The organism is Cryptosporangium aurantiacum (assembly GCF_900143005.1).
GTDB classification, from domain to species: Bacteria; Actinomycetota; Actinomycetes; order Mycobacteriales; family Cryptosporangiaceae; genus Cryptosporangium; species Cryptosporangium aurantiacum.
The window spans coordinates 190,730-209,705 of sequence record NZ_FRCS01000002.1 but is presented as its reverse complement, the minus strand read 5'-3'; the positions used below and the strand labels follow the sequence as shown (position 1 = coordinate 209,705).

Genomic DNA, 18,976 nt, shown 5'->3' with positions numbered 1-18,976 from the left:
TGGGTCCATCGATGATCCTCGGGCGAGTCGGGACGGGGCCAGGCGATGACGAATCGCCTGCTTCGGAACAACGCGGCTGCTCCGCCGCGCGTTCCCGGGAGGGTCACGCGCTGTTCACGAGGCTACCGCGCACCGGGTTGCTTCGCCGAGCCTCAGCGGCATCTGCCCCACCTCGGTATCGGTTCGGCACCCAACAGAGGACACGGGCTCATCCGTCCGGAGGTTCGGTGTCGCACACGCACAGCATGCACGTCGGCGGCAACCCGCCCGGCTTGAGCCGTTACGGCCGACGCGATCCGGCTCATAGAGTTCTCCGCCGCACCGGCACTATCGTCTGCCCATCAGTTGGGCAACCGGGAGGTATCTGGTGACCGGGCACGTGCGCTGTGAGGTAAACGACGGCGTGGCCACCGTCGTGCTCGACAACCCGGCCAAGCGCAACGCGATGACCACCGACATGTGGAACGCGATCCCGCCGTTGCTGGATCGGCTCGCGACCGACCCGGACGTCCGGGTGGTGGTCGTCACGGGCGCGGGCGACGCGTTCTCCGCCGGCGCCGACATTTCGACGCTGACCGGCATGATTCCCGGCGTACCGGCCCCGGCGGTGCTCGCCGAGGACGCGCTCGTCGCGTTCCCGAAGCCGGTCGTCGCAGCGATCCGCGGCTGGTGCGTCGGCGGCGGCTGTCAGCTCTCGGTCGCCTGTGACCTGCGGATCGCCGAGGAGGGTGCCCGGTTCGGCATCACCCCGTCGAAGATCGGCGTCGTCTACCCCGCCGCGACGACCGCTCGCCTGGTCGACCTGGTGGGTCCGGCCACCGCGAAGTTCCTGCTCTTCACCGGCGACTTCATCGACGCCGAGCGCGCGCTGCGGGTGGGGCTGGTGGACGAACTGGTCCCGGCCGGTGAGCTGGACACTCGCGTGGCGGAGCTGGCGCGGACGCTGGTGAGCCGGTCCCAGCTCACCCAGCACGCCGCGAAGGAGCTGATCGGCGCCGCGCTCGCCGGGGCGCCGACCGCCGAGCGCCAGCGCCACTGGGAGGAGGCCGGCCGCGCCGAACTGGCCGAGGGGGTCGCGGCGTTCACCGAACGGCGCGCGCCCGAATTTCCCTGGAAACCCGCTGCCGATCCGGCCCTGTCGTGAGGCCCTACGTCGTGGTGTCGGCAGCGGTCTCGGTCGACGGCTACCTCGACGACGCGAGCCCGAACCGCCTCCTGCTCTCCAACGACGCGGACTTCGACCGCGTCGACGAGGTCCGCGCCGGGTGCGACGCGATCCTGGTCGGCGCCGAGACCGTACGGCGGGACAACCCCCGGCTGCTGGTGCGTTCGGCCGAACGGCGCGCCGCGCGGGAGGCCCGCGGTGCGATCGGGTCACCGCTGCGGGTCGTGCTCACCCGCAGCGGGCGGCTCGACCCGGCGGCCGCGGTGTTCGCGCCGGGTGCCGAGACCGTCGTCTACCGGGGTGAGGCGCTGGACGTGGTCCTCGCCGACCTGGTCCGGCGCGGCGTGGGACGGTTGCTCGTCGAGGGCGGCGGCAGCGTCCAGGCGCAGTTCCTCACCGCCGGGCTGGTCGACGAGCTGCACCTCGTCGTCGCCCCGTTCTTCGTCGGCGACCCGGCCGCACCCCGGTTCGCGGGCCCCGGGACCTATCCGAACGGGCCCGACCGGCGCATGCGGCTGGTCGAGACCCGTCCGATCGGGGACGTCGTCCTGCTGCGGTACCTGCTGGGGTCCCGGTGAACGTGGCCGACCCCGGTGAGCTCACCGAGGCGGACCTGCACTGGCTCCGCCAGGCGATCGAGCTCTCCCGGCGCTGCCCGCCGTCGAGCACCGCGTTCTCGGTCGGCGCGTTGATCGTCGACGCCGACGGCACGGTCGTCGCGGACGGCTGGTCCCGCCGCGACGATCCGCACGAGCACGCCGAGGAGGCCGCGCTGGCGCGGGTCGGCACCGTGGCGGGGGCCGCCACGATCTACAGCTCGCTGGAGCCGTGCTCCGCCCGCGCGTCCCGGCCGCGGAGCTGCACCGAGCTGATCCTGGCCGCCGGACTGCGCCGGGTGGTGTTCGCCTGGCGGGAGCCGGAGATCTTCGTCGACTGTGACGGTGCCGAACGGCTGCGGGACGCCGGAGCCACCGTGATCGAGGTGCCGTCGCTGGCTCCGCTGGTTCGCAAGGTCAACGCGCACCTGGCCAGCTGCCGCTGAACAAGAGCGGGCGAAGTCCGGGACGGGCGGCCCGCGCGATGGGACCGTGTTGGAGGAAGCGCGCCCCGTCAGGTCAGCACCGCAGTCAGGAGGACGCGGATGAGCACCGAGGCAGCCCCCGAAACCATCTTCGAGCGGATCGGTGGCGAACCGGCCGTCGCCGCAGTCGTCGACCTGTTCTACGCGAAGGTCATCGCCGACCCGTCGCTCGCGCCGTACTTCGACGGCGTCGATCTGGAACAGCTGAAGGAGCACCAGCGGCTGTTCGTCGGGCAGGCGCTCGGCGCCGAGCGTCCCTACCCCGGCCGGGCGCTGAGCGTCGCGCACGCCGGCCTCGGTATCACCCCGGCGGCGTTCGCGGCCGTCGTGGGGCATCTCGCGGCGTCGCTCGCCGAGGCGGGCGTCGACGACGAGACGATCAGCCAGATCGCCGCGGTGCTCGTTCCGCTCGAACCCGAGGTCGTCTCCCTCTGACCGGGCTCAGGGCAACGCGGGCACCTCGGACGGGAGCGTGAACCAGACCGTCGTCCCACCGCCCGGAGTGTCCGCGAGCCCGATCTCGCCGCCGTGCGCGGTGACGATCCGCTTGCAGGTCGCCAGCCCGATGCCGTTGCCGGCGATTTCCCTGGCCGACTCGTCGTGGACCCGGCTGAGCAGCGCGAACGCCTGCTCGCGCCGGTCGTGCGGGATGCCGATCCCGTTGTCGGCCACCCGGATCAACCAGGTGCCGTCCCGGAGCGCCGCGCTGATCGCGACGTGCGGGGCCCGGGAGAGGCGCCGGAACTTCAGCGCGTTGCTGATCAGGTTCTGCAGCACCGCCCGCAGCTGCACCCGGTCGGCGCGGACCGTCGGCAGCTTGTCCTCGACCGTGATCGAGCCGCCGACCGAGGCGATCGCGTCGCTCAGGTCGTCGGTCAGGTCGCTCAGCAGCTGTTCCAGGTTGACCGGCTCGAACGTCAGAGAGCCGCCGACGCTCGCGTAGTCGAGCAGGTGTCCGATCATGTCGCTCATCCGCTGGCTGGCGGCGAGCGCCCGCTGGGTGCACCAGGCGGCTTCCGGCTCCGCGACCACCGCGCCGACCTCGGAGAGGTTGTGCAGGTACCCGACGACGCTGGCCAGCGGGTTCTTCAGGTCGTGGCTGACCTGCCCGGCGAACGCGGCCAGGTGCTCGTTGGAGCGGACCAGCTCCTCGCGGGCGCGCTCCAGCTGGCCGATCGCAGCCTGCAGCTCGAAGCTCTGCCTGCGCAGCTCCAGCACGTCGACGACCTGGTGGGCGAGCAACTCCAGCTGGGTCCGCTGCTCCCGGGTGATCTCGCGGACCTGCTCGTCGAAGACGCAGAGCGTCCCGAGTACCTCGCCACGGGCGTTCACCAGCTGGGTGGACGAGTAGAACCGGACGTCGCCGATCACGCCGGTGACGAACGGGTTCTCCGCCCAGCGCGGGTCGAGCCGGGCGTCCGGGACGTACACCGGTTCGGGCAGGTTGATCGAGATCGCACACATGGCGTCCTCGCGGTCACAGACCGACCGGGCGAAGCCGAACGCGGCCACCTGGTGCTGGTGGGTGTCGTCGAGCAGGTTCACGACCGCCGTGGGAGCGCCGCAGATGTGCGCGGCGATGCTGGCGATCGCCTCCAGATCGGGCTCGGCAGGCTGGCCGAGGATCGCGTACGGCTCCAGCATCTGGGCACGGCTACGGAACGTGCTGACCGTCATCCGACCGTCCTTCGACCGAGCGCAGCGGCGACATCCGCTTCCCCATCGACCGGGGCAGAATCCGGTTGAGGGGAACTCGTCCCCCGGCAGAGCTGGAGATTTCGGTCGTAACGTGGGTGTGACAGGCGTGGGTCGATGTGGCGACTCCATGCGTATGCGTCGTGGCGCTTCGCTACTCTCGCTGGCATGGAGTTACGGCTGAGCGCGCGCTCGTGACCGCGGTCGACGCCACCGTTGACCCGGGTCAGGGCTCGGGCGGCGATCGTCGCCGGGCGTTTGCCGCAACCTGGGCCTGGGCGCTGCGGCGTGCCGGTGCCACCTCGCTGACCGCGGACGAGACCGAGTTCCGGCTGACCGGCGCCGTCGACCGGCTGATCGAGGCGGCGCGTGGTGAACCGTTCGACGCGAGCCCGGCGGCAACCGTCGGCGCCGCGCTGGTCGGGCTCGGCTTCGCCGAGCCGGTGGTGCTGGGCGAGAGCCTTCGCCTGATCGCCACCGAGTTCCCCACGGTTCTCACTGCCGAGGCGGGGGACGCGACGAACGTGACGGACGCCGGGAAGCGCCTCGCCGCAATCCAGGCGGAGTTGGCCACCGGTTTCAGCACGGCGACGCGCGACCGGGCCGCGGAGGAGCGGGAGGTGCTGCGCCGCGCCGCGCTGGCGACGCAGGCCGACGCGCAGCGGGCGCTCCGCGCGAGCGAGGCGCGCTTCCGGGCGGTGTTCGGCGGTCCGCCGATCGGCATCGGGCTCGGCGCGCCGGACGGCAGCATCACCGACGCGAACGAGACGCTGGCGAACCTCCTCGGCCTCCCGGTCAGCGCCCTGGTGGGCAGGCGCCTCGGCGAGTTCCTGGTGCCGGAGCACCGGGCCGGCCTGGACGACGCGTACACCCGCCTGCTCACCGGCGAGGTGCGCCGGACCGACCTCGAGTGCCGGCTGGCGCGCCCCGGCGGCGCGGAGACCTGGCTGTCGCTGCGCCTGACGCTGGTCGCCGACGAGGCGGGCGTCCCACCCCGGGTCACGGTGGTGGTGGAGGACGTCACCGAGCAGCGCAAGCTCCGCCTCGACCGCGAGTTCCAGTTCTCCCACGACCAGCTCACCGGGCTGGCCAACCGGGTCGCGTTCGTCGAGCGGCTCACCACGCTCCTGCGCGAGCGGGGGAGCGTCGAGCGGGTCGGGCTGTGCTTCCTCGACCTCGACGGCTTCAAGGTCTTCAACGACAGCTTCGGGCACCCGGTCGGCGACGAGCTGCTGGTCGCCGTCGCCGACCGGCTGCGGACGCTCGCGGGCGACGCGCTGGTCGCGCGGATGGGAGGCGACGAGTTCGGCATCCTGCTGGCCGGCACCGGCGGTGTCGCGGACGTGGAGCGGCTCGCGGCCGAGCTCGTCCGTTCGCTGGCGGTGCCGTTCGCGCTGGCCGACAACCGGCTCACGCTGTCGGCCAGCATCGGCGTGGTGGAACATCCGGCGGCCGACGCCGACGCGGCCGAGCTGATCCGGGCGGCCGAGCTGACGATGTACCGCGCGAAGTCCGAGGGGCGCGGCGGCTGGGCGGTCTACGACCCGCACCGCATCGAGCAGCAAGTGGCTCGATACCTGCTCTCCACCGCGATGCCCGCCGCGCTGGAGCGGGACGAGTTCGTCGTCGAGTTCCAGCCGCTGGTCGGGCTCACCGACGGCACGGTCCGCGGCGCCGAGGCGCTCGTCCGCTGGCGCCACCGGGAACTCGGGCTGCTCTCGCCGAAGCGGTTCGTCGGCCTCGCCGAGGAGACCGGCGCGATCGTTCCGATCGGCCGACGCGTGCTGCAGCTGGCCTGCCGGCAAGCCGCACGCTGGCCGACGACCGAGCGGCTGCCCGGTGGCTGGGGACCGTACGTGAGCGTCAACCTCGCCGTGCGCCAGTTCCGCGACCCCGGCCTTGTCGACGACGTCGTGCGGGTGCTGGAGGAGACCGGGTTGGAGCCGGGCCGCCTGCAGCTGGAGTTGGCGGCCGGCGCCGTATCAGCTGTGAACACCGCACCACTCCAGCGGCTCTCCGCGCTGGGCGTCCGGCTGGCGGTGGGCGACGTCAGCGCGGGCTGGGCGAACCTCGGCGTGCTCCGTGAGCTGCCGATCGACGTCCTCAAGCTCTCCGGCGGCCTGGTGCAGCGGCTGACCGGCACCGACCGCTCGCCGCTCGACGACCAGATCCTCGAGTCGCTGGTCGAGCTGGCGCGTGCGCTGGGCCTACAGGTGGTCGCCGAGGGGATCGAGAGCGTCGAGCAGCGCGACCGGCTGCGGGCGCTGGGCTGCGACACCGGGCAAGGCTGGTACTACGCACCCGCTCTCGGGCCGGAGGAGTTCATCCGGTACCTTCCGGGTTCAGCAGCCGTTGTGGCGCGGTGACGAGAACCTCACGTTTCCCTACCGGCCAACCTCCGTTAACGTTGCAGGCAGGCAGCGGAGCCTCCGGTTTTCGGGAGAGGGGGCAGCGATGGGTGGATTGACCGTCGTGTCTCCGGTCGGGTATGAACTCGGCCGCAACGCTCGCACCAGGGTGTCCAGAGCTGACCAGGCCGAACTCGGGGACGACGGACGCAATCCGTTGACGCTTCTCGCCGGGGCGGACGCACACCGTCTCGCGGAACTGCTGCCGCTGCGATACGAGCGCATGATCGCGTCCCCATTCAGCTTTTTCCGCGGTGCGGCCACCGTGATGGCGCACGATTTAGCGCTACGACCGCACAGCGGGTTGTTCGTCCAGGCCGGTGGAAATGCGCACCTGCAGAACTTCGGGATGTCCGGCACCCCGGATCGACGCCTGGTTTTTGACCTCAACGATTTTGACGAGACGCTGGAAGCGCCGTTCGAATGGGATCTGAAACGGCTGGTCAGCAGCGTGATCCTGGCCGCGAGGGCGAATCGCTTCAAGAACGGTGAGGCAGCGGCGGCCGCCACCAGCGCTGCTGCGGGCTACCGCGAGGCGATGAACGACTACGCGACCCGGCGGGCGCTCGAAGTCTGGTACGACCGGGTCGAAGTCGACGATCTGGTGCCGTTGTTGAATCGCGGCCGGGCAAGCGTGCCGACGCTGCAGGCGGTCGAAAAAGCGCGCAGCCGTGACCACCTGAGTGCGGCGGCCAAGCTGACCGAGCGGATCAACGGTGGCTGGCGGCTGCGCGAGGATCCGCCGTTGCTCACCCATGTCTCGGACACGTCCGAGGGCGGTATGGACGAGGAACTGGTCCGCCGGTGCATCCGCGAGTACCGGCAGACGTTGCCCGCCGATCGCCGGGTGCTGCTCGACCGGTACGCGTTCGTCGACTTCGCACGGAAGGTCGTGGGTGTCGGCAGCGTGGGCAGCCGGTGCTGGGTCGTGCTGCTCGCGGCGTCTGCGAACGATCCGCTGCTGCTGCAGGTGAAGGAGGCCGGTCCGTCGGTGCTCGAGTGGCACCTCACGCCGAGCCCGTATCGCAACGCCGGGCAGCGGGTCGTCGAGGGTCAGCGGCTGATCCAGGCGGCGCCGGACGTCCTGCTCGGCTGGTTCCGCGATCCGGCGGGTGGCCACGACTACTACGTCCGGCAGCTCTGGGACGCCAAGGGATCGTTCGACACGTCCACGTTCAACGCGTCCGGCCTGGCGACCTACTCGCGGCTGTGCGGCCGGGTGCTGGCCAGGGCCCACGCCCGCAGCGGTGACCCGGCGGCGATCGCCGGCTACATCGGACACGGCGACCGGTTCGACCGCTCGATGGTGAAGTTCGGCCAGCGGTACGCCGACCGCACCGAAGCCGACCACACGCGGCTGGTCAAGGCGGTGCGCGAGGGTGAGATGCCCGCGCCGCAGCGTCCGCGTGCGGTGGCGCCACCGGTGACCGCTCCGCTGCACGCCTAGGTCCCTCTCGGCGGGCGCCTGGTGGGCGCCCGCCGAACGGTGCGCTCAGCCGTAGACGCGCAGCACCCACGAGCCGCCGCTGCGGTAGCAGCTGAAGGACTCCCACGACGACCCGCGGTAGCGCGAGCCGATCTCCCAGGCCTCGTGGTGGCTGTGGTACCGGCCGTGCGTCCGCCACCGATGGTGCCCGTGGCGCCCCTCCCAGCGGTGCCGATTCCAGCGGTCGTTGTCCCAGCGGTCGTTGTCCCAGCGGTGCCGGTCCCAGCGGTGCCCGTCCCAGTGGTGGCGCTTGCCCCAGTGGTGCCGCTTCTTCCAGTGGTGCCGCTTCTTCCAATGGCCGTGGCGTCCGCGGTCGTCGTCCCAGCCGGCGGTGGCGGCGCCGGGAGCGCTCACGTTGACCGTTGTCACCGGTCCGCTGACCGTGGCGGCCTCCGCGGCCGGTGTGGCCGCCAGCACCGCTCCGCCCGCCAGCGCCACGCCGGCAATCGCCACCGTGATGCGCCTGCAGCTGTCTCGCATGCCCTACCTCCCTATGTGTCCCGCGTGTGGGGCGGTAGGAACTCAACCAGAAGGTGACAATTTGGGCAAATAGTGCACCCGGCTGACAAGGAGTGTCTCGGTCTCAGGTCTTGAGTGGAGTGTCGAAACCGGGTGAACGGGCCCAAGGGCCGGGGTCGCTGCACCCGCGTCCGTCCATTCCGGTAGGGTCTCCTCGGCCGCGGTGGCCCCCGGATCGGCGTATTGCCTGATAGCGCTGTCGTTCGGCGCGAGTACGCCGCTCTATGGCTATTGGGTTAAGTCGAGATTTCGGCAGGTGGCGGGCTCGGGGCCCGTCGTCGGTAACTCGCTGGAGTTGTTTCCGAAAGTGCACAGCTGCAGGGGTTTGGTCTGGTGTTCACGAACAACTGACCAGTTCACGCCGCTTTTGGTCGCGTTCAGTGAGGAACGAAATACGCTCCGGAGCCGCCGACCTAACGCATTAATCGACATTACTTATTGGTAAGTTATGCTGGCCCGCGATTCGGGCAAACCGCTAAAAACGTACCACCATTTATTTGCAGACGCTGTCGATCGGCCTGTGATTCTTGGGGTTAACGGTGTGCATCTTGCCATCGGGTTTATCGAAGAACTAGCTTCGTATGGCGCTGGTTTTCTTGCTCATGCTGAGGCGGCCGGTGCGGAGACTGGTCGCAGGGTCCCATGCAGGCGATGTTGGTGAAGGAAGAGCGATGACTTCTCCCGGGTCCGGATCCCGGTTACGGTCCGCCCCGTTGCGGGCGTTTGCGCCCCTAGCGCTGCAGATCATTACGGTTATTGCCGTAATAGCATTGTTCGCGCTGGTGTGGGGTCCGCGCTCTGACGACAGTGATCTGCACGGACGCGAGCGGGACGGCGTCGAGTACGTCAGCGCGCTGAACAAGCTGCTTCCGGCGCTGGTCAGTGCGCAGTCCAACGCGGTTCTCGGCAAGCCGGCCACGAAGGACACGTTCTCCGAGGCCGTCGCCGCCGTCGGCGCGGCCGACGAAAAGTTCGGTTCGGACTTCGGGACGACGAACCGCTGGTCCGGCCTGCGAGCCCGGATCGAGACGCTGCCCGAGCAGGGTGGTGAGGGGCTCAGCGCGTTCAAGAGCTACGGCGAGGCCACCGACCTGCTGCTCGCGCTTTACCAGCGGGTCGGCCAGGCATCCGGTCTGCGCAGCGACTCCGACGCGGTCATCACCTACCTGCAGGACGCGGCGCTCGAAGAGGTCCCGGCGATGGTCGTCTGGGCCGGTCGCTACCAGGACCAGACGGTGCTCGCCGCGGACCTGCCCGCCCCGGACCGCGACGCGCCGATCGGTAACTACAACGCCCAGGTCGAGGAGCTCAACACCGCGCTCACCGACCTCGCGGTGAGCCGCCAGGTGGTCTCCGAGTCCGGCACCGACGTCGCGTCGGACATGGCCGCGGCGGTGGACGCCTCGGACAGCGGCACGTTCAGCACCCAGCTCCTGCAGAGCCTGGACGCGTTCCAGCGGGGCGTCGAGGCGATGGCGCCGCCCGGCCAGACCTCGCTCGGCGCGCTCCCCTCGGAGAAGTCGGTGACCGCGCAGCGGGCTGCCGCCCAGTCGGCAGCGACCGACCTCAACCCGCTGCTCCTCGACGAGCTCGGGTCGCAGGTGGAGGATCGTCAGAGCAGCGCGGACACCACCCGCTTCCTGGCCGCCGCGCTCGTCGTGATCGCGGTCGTCGTCACGGTGCTGAGCATCCTCTTCGTCCTCATCTCCGGCAGGCGGTCGCGCTCTGAGATGACGGACACGCCGCCGTACGACCCCGGCAACCTCGACTACTCCGCCTACCCGGCCGCTCCGGACCCGATGGGCGCCGACCCGTACCTGAACAACTTGGACGCTGGACGCGACGCGAGGCGGGAGCGGGCCGGTGTTCCTCGATAGGCTCCGAATCAGCGGGAAGCTCGTCCTTCTGGCGATCATCCCGCTGCTCGCCGTGTCGGTGCTCGCGGTCTCCGTCATCGCGGGCCGCGTCTCCGAAGCGGACAAGGCCAACGACACCTCGCGCGACATCGGGATCGCCGGTGACGTCGCGACGCTGGTCCGGGAGCTCCAAGCGGAGCGGCTGCTCACGATCGGTTTCCTCGCCGGTGACTTCGCCAGCCGGTCCGAGGTCCTCCAGCAGGAAGCCATCGTGGACGACCAGCTGGCGGAGGTGCGGGCGCAGATCGACGACGAGTCGCCGCCGACCCTCAAGGCCGCGATCGAGGACCTCGACCAGCTGAAGGACCTGCGGACCGAGTCGCTGGCTCGTAACTTCCCGCAGACCGTCGTCTCCGAGCAGCTGACCCAGCTGATCAACGGTCTGATCGACGGCGTCCAGCTGTACCGGACGGCGGACGCGACGTCGTCGATCGGTCGCCAGATCCTCGCCATGGACGCCGCTCTGCACCTGGGAGAGGCGAACTCGCTCAACCTCGCGACGCTGACCCTGCTCCTGGCGACGCCCAACGGCACGCTGCTGAGCCAGTACGTCAACGGGCTGGGCACCTCGAACGAGTACGCCGGCCGGTACTTCCAGTACGCCAACCCCGGCCAGGCCGCGCTGTACCGGCTGGTCCAGGAAGCCAACGCCGCGCGTACTTCGGCGGAGCTCGCGACGCTGGGTAACAAGGCCGACCTGAACGCGGTCCAGGCCCTGCCGCTGGCGACGTACTTCCCGCGGTTCACGTCGTTCCTCGGCCAGACGCGATACATCGAGACCAAGCTGGTGTCGGACATCACCGCGGCCGCCGACGAGCAGAAGCGGAACGCGATCGCGGCCGCCGTCGGTATCGGTGCCGGTCTGGTGCTGATCCTGATGCTGGTGGCCGGCCTGACGATCCTGGTCGGACGCCGGGTGTCGCAGCCACTGGTCGCACTGGCGTCGTCCGCCAACCGCGTCGCCACCGCCGTCGAGAGCGAGCTCACCCGGGTCGCTGACGACGAGGCCGAAGTCTTCGAACCGGTCCGTCTCGACACGGTCGACACGACCGGTCGAGACGAGATCGGTGAGCTGGCCCGAGCGTTCCAGCAGGTGCAGGACACCGCGGCTCGACTGGTCGAACGTCAGATCACCAGCCGGCGAAACGTCGCGACGATGTTCGGTCACATCGGACGCCGTACGCAGAACCTGATCGGTCGTCAGCTGTCGATGATCGACCGGCTGGAGCGGCAGGAGACGAACGCCGACCGGCTGAGCAGCCTCTACCAGCTGGACCACCTGTCCAGCCGCCTCAACCGGAACGCGGGTTCGCTGGTCGTTCTCTCCGGTTCGATCGCGACCGACCAGGGCGGCGGCAGCCCGCTGCCGCTCGGCGACATCGCGCGGCTGGCCCTCGGTGAGATCGAGGACTACACCCGTGTCGACATCGACGTCCCCGAGGACCTAGTCGTCCAGCCGTCGGTCGTCTCCGACCTGACGCTGATCTTCGCCGAGCTGATGGAGAACGCCGCGGCGTACTCGCCACCGCACACCCGGGTGAGCGTGAAGTCGGAGCCGACCCGAGCCGGGGCGCAGGTCCTCATCGTCGACCACGGCATCGGTATGTCGGCCGAGCGGCTCGCCGAGGAAAACGCTCGGATGGCCCGCCGTGAACGCCTCGACCTCGCTCCGACCGAGGTGCTCGGTCTGTTCGTGACCGGGCGGCTGGCTCGTCGTCACGGCATCGGCGTCGCGCTGGTGCCGACGCCGGGCGGCGGTGTGACCGCGGTGCTCGCGCTGAACGAGCAGCACCTGGTGCCGTCGATCTACCAGGGCATCGCCGCGGTGGAGGAGCAGCGTCCCGCGCTGCCGCCGGGGCCGACGCGCCAGCAGCCGGCGCACCAGCCCGAGGTGCTCCGGGTTCCGAACACCGCGATGGCCCCGGCGCCCGCGGCGGCGCCGCCGGCCTACACGCCCGCCCCGACACCGGTGTACGAGCCGACGCCGGAGCCGGCGCACTCGGGGCTCCCGGCAGTGGCTTCGGCGTCGATGTTCGACAACGTCGCGCTCGAGCGGGCGACGCGGGCGATCTCGGCCGGGCCGTGGAACGCGTTCTCCGGCTCCGAGCCCGAGGTGCCGTCCCAGCGCGAGCCGGTCGACGCCGAGCCGGTCGCCGCCAGCAGCGCGCTCTACCGCAGCGAGTCGGCAGTCGGCGCTCCGCACGCCCCGGCAGGAGCCGGTCCGGGCGGACCCGACGTCTCCTGGTGGGACGCTCCGGCCGGTCGGCCCGCCGAGCCCGCGGCACCGTCCGCGTTCCGCTCGCTCCCGCCTGCGGCGGCACCCGCACCGCCGCCCCCGCCTGCGGTGGCGCCTGCTCCGCCGATGGCAGCCCCGATCCCGCAGCCGGTCCAGCCCGCCGCGCGGCAGGCGCCGAGCGTGCGGACGGCCCCACCGGCGGCAGCGCCGCCCGCGGGACCGGCAGGCCCCGGCGGTACGCCGCCTCGCCTGCAGCGCCGGGTGCCGGGGGCCCAGCTCCCGGCCGGTATCTCCAGCAAGCGGAACCAGCAGGCCGAGCCGACGGTGCTCGGCGACGCGGGCGATCCGGCGGCGGCACGGGCGCTGATCGAGGAGTTCGAGGCCGGCGTGCGCAACGCGCAGCGGACCGCGGACACCGGTGCGGTCCCGCAGCTGTCCACGCCTCCGGCGGGCGCACCCGGTCCGGCGTCGGGTGCTCCGGCTCCGGCCCCGCGTCCGGCTCAGCCGGCTCGCCAGCAGCCGTCGTCGATCTGGAACGAGCCGACTGCTCCGCACGCGGCACCGTCGATCTGGAACGAGCCGGCGCCCCAGCCGGCGGCGTCGTCGATCTGGAACGAGCCGGTGCCGCAGCCGGCGGCGCCGTCGCCGTGGAACACACAGCCGGCCGCGCGGCAGGCGCCGTCTGCCGCGCCGGTCTCCCCGCCGGTGCTGCCCTCCCGACCGGTACCGGGGGCCGCATCGCAAGCACCGCCGGCACCGCACACCCAGCCGAACCAGCCACCGCAACGCACCCCGGGTGGCCTGGTACGGCGGGTGCCAGGTGCGACGTTGAAGAGCTTCACCAGCGGCCGAGGCAACGCTTCCAGCGCCTCGGTCACAGCAACACCGGTGGCGGATCCGGACGCCGCCCGGGCGCTGATCGAGCAGATCGAAGCAGGCGTGTCCCGCGCTCTCAACAGGGTCGTCGTCGACGACCATCAGCACGAAGGATCACCACGATGAACAGCTCCTACCGACCCAACGGCGGCGACCTGGCGACCGCCGGCCTCAGCGCCGAGGCACAGACCTTCAACTGGTTGCTGGACTCGTTCTGCAGCGGCACCGCAGGTGTCGTGGAGGCGGTGGCGGTATCGGCGGACGGTCTTCTGATGGCGAAGTCGGCGACGTCCGACCACGCCAACGCCGACCGTCTCGCCGCGGTCATCTCGGGTATGACGAGCCTCGCGGCGGGTGTGGCCGACACCTACACGCTGGGCGGGCTGAACAAGGTCATCGTGGACCTCACCGGTGGTTACCTGCTCGCTACGGCGATCAGCCGTGGCTCCGTGCTCGGCGTCATCGCCGACCGGTCGGCCAACCTTGGTACGGTCGCCTACGAAATGACGCTCTTCGCGAGCCGCGCCGGCGCGGTCCTCACGCCGCAACTCATCGTTGAGTTGAAGAATTCCGTGCAGTCATGAGGATCGTGGGCGGATCCGACTCAGAGGAACCGGCCTCTATCCGGCCGTATCTGAGGGCTTCGTCGTTCTCTCCCTCCGGAGAACCCAACAAGGCCAGCACTGTCGGGTCTGAGGCATCCGGCGCGCAGCTGCGTCCCTTCGTTCTGACCTCCGGGCGGGTGACCGCCGATCCGGAGATCGGGCTGGAGACACAGGTGACCGCCGGGACCCGCGGCGGACGCGTACCGACGTCCCGGCTCTCGCCGGAACTTCGCGCCATCGTGACCCTCTGCGCCCAGCCCATCTCCGTCGCCGAGATCTCGGCCCGACTCAAGCTTCACCTGGGCGTGGTCAAGATCCTGGTCGGTGACCTGCGTGCCACCGGTTACCTCGACGTCCACAACCATGACGTGAGCTCTCCCAACTCCCCCGAACTCATCCTGCGAGTGATCCGTGGACTCAGCGCCATCGTCTGACCGCACCGCCCCCGGCTCGAAGCCACCGCTTCCGGTAAAGATCGTCATCGCCGGCGGTTTCGGGGTCGGAAAGACCACGACGGTCGGGGCGATCTCCGACATTGCCCCGTTGACCACCGAGGCCGAAATGACCGAGGTGGCCGTCGGGATCGACATCCCTGGACAGCATTCGACCAAGACCACGACGACGGTGGCGATGGACTTCGGTTCGGTCGCCATCGACGCCGGAGTCAAGCTGTACCTGTTCGGTACTCCCGGCCAGGCACGGTTCGGCTTCATGTGGGACGACCTGTCCCGCGGTGCGCTGGGTGCGCTCGTCGTCGTGGACAGCTCGCGGCTCGACGACTGCTACCCGGCCGTCGACTACTTCGAGCACACCGGCATCCCGTTCATCGTCGGTGTCAACGCGTTCGACGGGTTGCTCGCGCAGGACCTCGCCGCGGTTCGGTGGGCGCTCGCGATCGATGACCAGGTCCCGGTCGTCGCGTTCGACGCCCGTGACAAGCGGTCGGTGCGGGACACCCTGCTCGTCCTGCTCAACCGGGCGCTGCACAAGGCGATCGGCGAGCAGGTCGCCACGACCTGACGGCTGCGGCCCGGGCTCGCCCCGGGCCTAGCCGTCGGCCGGAGCCGGTAGCACGGCTTCGACCTCGAACGTGCCTGCTCGCAGGCCGGTCGTGACCTGACCGCCGACCGCGGTCGCGCGCTCCCGCATGCCGATCAGCCCGTGTCCGGTGCCGGCCGGTACCGACGCGCCCTCCGGCGTTGCCGGGTTGCGGACGACGATCCGGACGGCGTCCGGCTCGTAGCCGACCGACAGCTCGATCCGGGGCGCGGACCCGTGCTTGTGCGCGTTGGTGAGCGACTCCTGGCTGATCCGGTACGCGGCGAGGTCCACCGTCGGCGCGAGCCGGCGCGGTCGGCCGGTGACCCGCACCTGTACCTCGAGCCCGGCGTCCCGGAACGTCTCGATCAGGGCCTCCAGCCGCTCCAGCCCGGGAGCCGGCTCCACCGGCGTGTCCACGTCGTCGCCCTGCCGCAGGACGCCGAGCATCGTCCCGAGCTCGTCGAGCACGGTCCGGCTGGCCGCGCGGACGTGCCGCAGCGCTTCCTCGGCGGCGTCCGGCTGGTCGCGCAGGAGGTGCGCGGCGACCCCCGACTGGACGTTGATCAGCGCGATGCTGTGCGCCACCACGTCGTGGAGTTCGCGGGCGATCCGCAGCCGCTCCTCGGCGACCCGGCGACGCGCCTCCTCCTCCCGGGTCTGCTCGGCGCGCCGGGCCCGTTCCTCGATCGCCGCGATGTACGCGCGCCGGTTCTGGACCGCGTACCCGGCGGCGGTCGCCAGGCCTGCCCACGTCACGACGATGACGTTCCGCTCGTCGAGCAGCGGCTCGCCGGTGTTCAGCAGCGTCCCGAGGCCGAGCGTGATCGCGGTCACGGCGCCGGCCGTGATGCTCGTGGTCCGGTCGGCGCGCGAGGCGACCGTGTAGACGGCGATCAGGCTGCCGACGATTCCGGCTGCGCCGTGGCCGGTCGCGATCCCGATCACGGCCAGGCAGAGTTCGATCGCGAGCACCGGGATCGGCAGGCGGCGGCGGAACACCAGCGCGGCGCAGACCGGGGCGAAGAACAGCAGCCCTCCGCTGTTGCCGCCCGCCACCGCCGGTCCGGCGACCGACGCGAACAACAGACCGGCCAGGACGGCGTCCACGGCGAGCGGGTGCGCGGCGGTGTAGCGCCGCCACGCGGTGAGAATTCCCACGCGCCGACGCTACGTCACGACTGGTACGGCAGCCGTCGTCCGGATGCGGTAACCGTCGCATACCACCGTTGACGTACGGTTCCCCCATGGTCCGCGTCGTGCTTGCCGACGATCAGGCGTTGATCCGCGCCGGGTTTCGGGTGCTGATCGACTCGGCGTCCGACCTCGAGGTCGTCGGCGAGGCCTCGACCGGCCGCGAAGCCGTCGACGTGGTGCGCCGGACCCACCCGGACGTCGTCCTGATGGACATCCGGATGCCCGAGCTCGACGGGCTGGCCGCGACCGCGGAGATCACCGCGGACGAGGCGCTGACCGACGTCCGGGTGGTGATCCTGACGACGTTCGAGGTCGACGAGTACGTCTTCCAGGCGCTCCGGGCCGGTGCCAGCGGTTTCCTGGGCAAGGGCGTCGAACCGGCCGAGCTGCTGGACGCCGTCCGGGTAGTCGCCCGCGGCGAGGCGCTGCTCTCGCCGAAGGCCACCAAGGGCCTGATCGGCCGTTTCCTGGCCCAGCCGGACGACACTCCGCGCGCCGTGCCGGAGCAGCTCGCGGTCCTCACCGACCGCGAGCGGGAAGTGCTCGCGCTGGTCGCCGAAGGGCTTCCGAACGACGCGATCGCCGAGCGGCTGGTGCTCTCGCCGCTGACCGCGAAGACGCACGTCAACCGGGCGATGACGAAGCTGGGCGCGCGGGACCGGGCCCAGCTCGTCGTGATCGCCTACCAGACCGGCCTGGTCCGCGCGGACGTCCCGCGCCCGTAGTACGCGCGCAGCGCCCGCCTACCGCGGACACGGTAGGCCCGAATGACGATTGCTGGACGATGCCGCGACGCGCTGCGGCGGCGACGGTTGAAGACGTCCGAGGAAACCTCACCGGCGTCAGGAGTCGCAGTGATCGAGGTCGTCCGTCTCAGCAAGCACTACGGGGACAAGGTGGCAGTGAACGACCTCTCGTTCACCGTCCGGCCCGGGATCGTGACCGGCTTCCTGGGGCCCAACGGCGCAGGCAAGTCCACCACGATGCGAATGATCATGGGGCTGGACCGCCCGACGTCCGGGTCGGCGACCGTCAACGGCCGGCCGCTGGCCGAGCACCGGGCGCCGCTCCGGGAGATCGGCGCGCTGCTCGAGGCCAAGGCCATCCACCCCGGCCGATCCGCCCGCGACCACCTGCTCGCGCTGGCGGCGACCACCGGGATCCCCGCGTCCCGCGTCGACGAGGTGCTCGAGCTGGTCGGGCTGCGGAACGTCGCCCGCAAGCGCGCCGGAGCGTTCTCCCTCGGCATGGGGCAGCGGCTGGGCATCGCGTCCGCGCTGCTCGGGGACCCGCGGACGATCATGCTCGACGAACCGGTCAACGGCCTCGACCCGGACGGCATCCTGTGGATCCGCAACCTGCTCAAGGGGCTGGCGGCCGAGGGGCGCACGGTCTTCGTCTCCTCCCACCTGATGAGCGAGATGGCGTTGACCGCCGAGCAGCTGGTCGTCGTGGCGCGTGGGCAACTGGTCGCCGACGTGCCGGTCGTCGACTTCGTCCAGAACGCGGTCAGCGACCGGATCCGGGTTCGCTCCCCGCAGGCGACCGACCTCATCCGGGTGCTCAGCGGCCCCGGCGTGACGATCACCAGCACCGAGCGGGGCGCGCTGGACGTCATCGGGCTCACCGCGGACGTGATCGGCGACCGCGCGTTCGCCGCCGGCTACGTCCTGCACGAGCTGACCACCGAGCGCGCGTCGCTCGAAGAGGCGTTCATGGCGATGACCAAGGACCTCACCGAATACTCCACCGGAAAGGCTGCCTGATGAGCACCGCAACCCTGACTCCCGAGACGAGGGCGAGGACGTCGGCGGAAGCCGGGGTCACGATCGGGCGGGTGATTCGCTCGGAGTGGATCAAGCTCCGGTCGCTGCGGTCGACCGCGATCACGCTCGGCGCCGCGCTGGTGGTCGTGATCGGCTTCGGTCTGCTCGCCGCATCGGTGGTGTCCGGTGACGGAGGTGGCCCCGGCGGCGGTCCGATCGACCCGACCGATCTGAGCCTGAGTGGCGTCACGCTCGGTCAGCTCATCCTCGGTGTGCTCGGCGTGCTGGTCATCGCGGGGGAGTACTCGACCGGGATGATCCGCGCAACGCTCGCGGCGGTACCGACCCGTCTGCCCGTTCTGTGGGCGAAGGTTGTCGTGTTCGGCGGGGTCACGCTCGTGGTCTCGCTCGTCGCGACGGTGGCCGCCTTCCTGGCCGGCCAGGCTGCCCTGGGCGCGGACGGTGTGGCGTTGGGTGACGACGGGACGCTGCGGGCGGTGTTCGGCGCTGCGATCTATCTCACCGGGATCGGTCTTCTCGGCTTGGCGCTCGGCGCGATCCTGCGGCACACGGCGGGCGCGATCGGGGCGCTCGTGGGGTTGATCCTGATCCTGCCGACGATGGTCGGGCTGCTCCCGGACAGCTGGAGCGAGCCGCTGACCAAGATCCTGCCGTCCAATGCGGGCAGTGCGTTCATGTCCGCGGATCCCGCATCGACGCTGCTCTCGTCCGGAGCCGGGCTCGCGGTGTTCATCGCGTGGATCGTCGGGGCGCTCGCGGTCGCGGCAGTCCTGATGCGACGCCGGGACGCCTAGCTACAAAGGCCGAAAACAGCGGAGTCCGCGCGCCGCCATGCCGGGGAAGCGACGCGCGGACCGACCGCGGGGCGGCACGGGCTGGAGGGTCCGGGCGCCTCCAACCCGCACCAGCCACGACCGACGAGCGTTCCTTCAGGGGCGCTCGTCGGAGCTGTGTGCAGGCAGAACTC

17 protein-coding genes are annotated in these 18,976 nt (G+C 70.9%); 14 read left to right on the top strand and 3 right to left on the bottom strand.

What is annotated here, in order from left to right:
* Positions 1–445: 445 nt before the first annotated feature.
* The 4 genes from BUB75_RS07830 (at position 446) to BUB75_RS07815 (ending at position 2,681) form a co-directional block, all read left to right on the top strand.
* The gene (locus BUB75_RS07830) at positions 446–1,144 is read left to right on the top strand and encodes an enoyl-CoA hydratase/isomerase family protein (protein ID WP_425430871.1); all 699 of its coding nucleotides are present in this window, start codon (positions 446–448) and stop codon (positions 1,142–1,144) included.
* Positions 1,141–1,743 carry a RibD family protein gene (locus BUB75_RS07825; RefSeq protein ID WP_073253521.1) on the top strand — a complete coding sequence of 201 codons (603 nt, stop codon included), beginning with the start codon at positions 1,141–1,143 and terminating at the stop codon, positions 1,741–1,743. The genes BUB75_RS07830 and BUB75_RS07825 overlap by 4 nt, the downstream gene beginning before the upstream one ends.
* Entirely contained in the window at positions 1,740–2,207 is a 468-nt protein-coding gene (locus BUB75_RS07820; RefSeq protein WP_073253517.1) for a cytidine/deoxycytidylate deaminase family protein, read from the top strand. The genes BUB75_RS07825 and BUB75_RS07820 overlap by 4 nt, the downstream gene beginning before the upstream one ends.
* Before the next feature lie 99 nt (positions 2,208–2,306).
* The gene (locus BUB75_RS07815; RefSeq protein WP_073253514.1) at positions 2,307–2,681 is read left to right on the top strand and encodes a group I truncated hemoglobin; all 375 of its coding nucleotides are present in this window, start codon (positions 2,307–2,309) and stop codon (positions 2,679–2,681) included.
* A 6-nt stretch (positions 2,682–2,687) separates the two neighbouring features.
* Here the strand turns inward: BUB75_RS07815 and BUB75_RS07810 are convergent, their stop codons facing one another.
* Entirely contained in the window at positions 2,688–3,923 is a 1,236-nt protein-coding gene (locus BUB75_RS07810; protein WP_073253511.1) for a sensor histidine kinase, read from the bottom strand.
* 212 nt (positions 3,924–4,135) lie between these two features.
* On the opposite strand from BUB75_RS07810, the gene BUB75_RS07805 reads away from it, so the two are divergent.
* Together BUB75_RS07805 and BUB75_RS07800 are read left to right on the top strand one after the other, a co-directional pair.
* A complete protein-coding gene (locus tag BUB75_RS07805) occupies positions 4,136–6,307 on the top strand; it encodes a putative bifunctional diguanylate cyclase/phosphodiesterase (RefSeq protein WP_073253508.1) in 2,172 nt (723 codons plus the stop codon).
* A gap of 88 nt (positions 6,308–6,395) precedes the next feature.
* On the top strand, positions 6,396–7,796 hold the full coding sequence (locus BUB75_RS07800) for a DUF2252 domain-containing protein (protein WP_073253505.1): 1,401 nt from the start codon (positions 6,396–6,398) through the stop codon (positions 7,794–7,796).
* 45 nt (positions 7,797–7,841) lie between these two features.
* Here the strand turns inward: BUB75_RS07800 and BUB75_RS07795 are convergent, their stop codons facing one another.
* Positions 7,842–8,315 (bottom strand): hypothetical protein, encoded by a 474-nt coding sequence (locus BUB75_RS07795; protein WP_178379797.1) that lies wholly within the window; start codon positions 8,313–8,315, stop codon positions 7,842–7,844.
* A gap of 809 nt (positions 8,316–9,124) precedes the next feature.
* Between BUB75_RS07795 and BUB75_RS07790 the strand changes: the two genes are divergently transcribed.
* The 5 genes from BUB75_RS07790 to BUB75_RS07770 are packed head-to-tail and all read left to right on the top strand — an operon-like array spanning position 9,125 to position 15,007.
* Entirely contained in the window at positions 9,125–10,231 is a 1,107-nt protein-coding gene (locus BUB75_RS07790; RefSeq protein WP_073253498.1) for a hypothetical protein, read from the top strand.
* Positions 10,218–13,508, top strand: coding sequence for a nitrate- and nitrite sensing domain-containing protein (locus BUB75_RS07785; protein WP_073253495.1), 3,291 nt, complete (start codon positions 10,218–10,220; stop codon positions 13,506–13,508). Before BUB75_RS07790 ends, BUB75_RS07785 begins: the two co-directional genes overlap by 14 nt.
* Positions 13,505–13,966 carry a roadblock/LC7 domain-containing protein gene (locus BUB75_RS07780; protein ID WP_073253491.1) on the top strand — a complete coding sequence of 154 codons (462 nt, stop codon included), beginning with the start codon at positions 13,505–13,507 and terminating at the stop codon, positions 13,964–13,966. The genes BUB75_RS07785 and BUB75_RS07780 overlap by 4 nt, the downstream gene beginning before the upstream one ends.
* Complete coding sequence (locus tag BUB75_RS07775) at positions 13,963–14,421, top strand: DUF742 domain-containing protein (protein WP_073253488.1); 459 nt, start codon at positions 13,963–13,965, stop codon at positions 14,419–14,421. Before BUB75_RS07780 ends, BUB75_RS07775 begins: the two co-directional genes overlap by 4 nt.
* Complete coding sequence (locus BUB75_RS07770; RefSeq protein ID WP_073253485.1) at positions 14,399–15,007, top strand: GTP-binding protein; 609 nt, start codon at positions 14,399–14,401, stop codon at positions 15,005–15,007. Before BUB75_RS07775 ends, BUB75_RS07770 begins: the two co-directional genes overlap by 23 nt.
* 27 nt (positions 15,008–15,034) lie before the next feature.
* Here BUB75_RS07770 and BUB75_RS07765 read toward each other — a convergent pair whose 3' ends face one another.
* Entirely contained in the window at positions 15,035–16,186 is a 1,152-nt protein-coding gene (locus BUB75_RS07765) for a sensor histidine kinase (protein WP_073253481.1), read from the bottom strand.
* Between the two features lie 86 nt (positions 16,187–16,272).
* Here BUB75_RS07765 and BUB75_RS07760 point away from each other — a divergent pair, with 86 nt between their 5' ends.
* The 3 genes from BUB75_RS07760 (at position 16,273) to BUB75_RS07750 (ending at position 18,803) form a co-directional block, all read left to right on the top strand.
* Positions 16,273–16,947 (top strand): response regulator transcription factor, encoded by a 675-nt coding sequence (locus BUB75_RS07760; RefSeq protein ID WP_073253478.1) that lies wholly within the window; start codon positions 16,273–16,275, stop codon positions 16,945–16,947.
* 129 nt (positions 16,948–17,076) lie between these two features.
* On the top strand, positions 17,077–17,988 hold the full coding sequence (locus BUB75_RS07755; protein ID WP_073253475.1) for an ATP-binding cassette domain-containing protein: 912 nt from the start codon (positions 17,077–17,079) through the stop codon (positions 17,986–17,988).
* On the top strand, positions 17,988–18,803 hold the full coding sequence (locus BUB75_RS07750) for an ABC transporter permease (protein WP_073253472.1): 816 nt from the start codon (positions 17,988–17,990) through the stop codon (positions 18,801–18,803). The genes BUB75_RS07755 and BUB75_RS07750 overlap by 1 nt, the downstream gene beginning before the upstream one ends.
* Positions 18,804–18,976 lie beyond the last annotated feature (173 nt).

Coding starts and splice junctions, on each gene's coding strand:
- BUB75_RS07775 (WP_073253488.1), top strand. CDS start 13,963: ATGAGGATCGTGGGCGGATCCGACTCAGAGGAACCGGCCTCTATCCGG.
- BUB75_RS07795 (WP_178379797.1), bottom strand. CDS start 8,315: ATGCGAGACAGCTGCAGGCGCATCACGGTGGCGATTGCCGGCGTGGCG.
- BUB75_RS07810 (WP_073253511.1), bottom strand. CDS start 3,923: ATGACGGTCAGCACGTTCCGTAGCCGTGCCCAGATGCTGGAGCCGTAC.
- BUB75_RS07760 (WP_073253478.1), top strand. CDS start 16,273: ATGGTCCGCGTCGTGCTTGCCGACGATCAGGCGTTGATCCGCGCCGGG.
- BUB75_RS07830 (WP_425430871.1), top strand. CDS start 446: ATGACCACCGACATGTGGAACGCGATCCCGCCGTTGCTGGATCGGCTC.
- BUB75_RS07800 (WP_073253505.1), top strand. CDS start 6,396: ATGGGTGGATTGACCGTCGTGTCTCCGGTCGGGTATGAACTCGGCCGC.
- BUB75_RS07815 (WP_073253514.1), top strand. CDS start 2,307: ATGAGCACCGAGGCAGCCCCCGAAACCATCTTCGAGCGGATCGGTGGC.
- BUB75_RS07750 (WP_073253472.1), top strand. CDS start 17,988: ATGAGCACCGCAACCCTGACTCCCGAGACGAGGGCGAGGACGTCGGCG.
- BUB75_RS07780 (WP_073253491.1), top strand. CDS start 13,505: ATGAACAGCTCCTACCGACCCAACGGCGGCGACCTGGCGACCGCCGGC.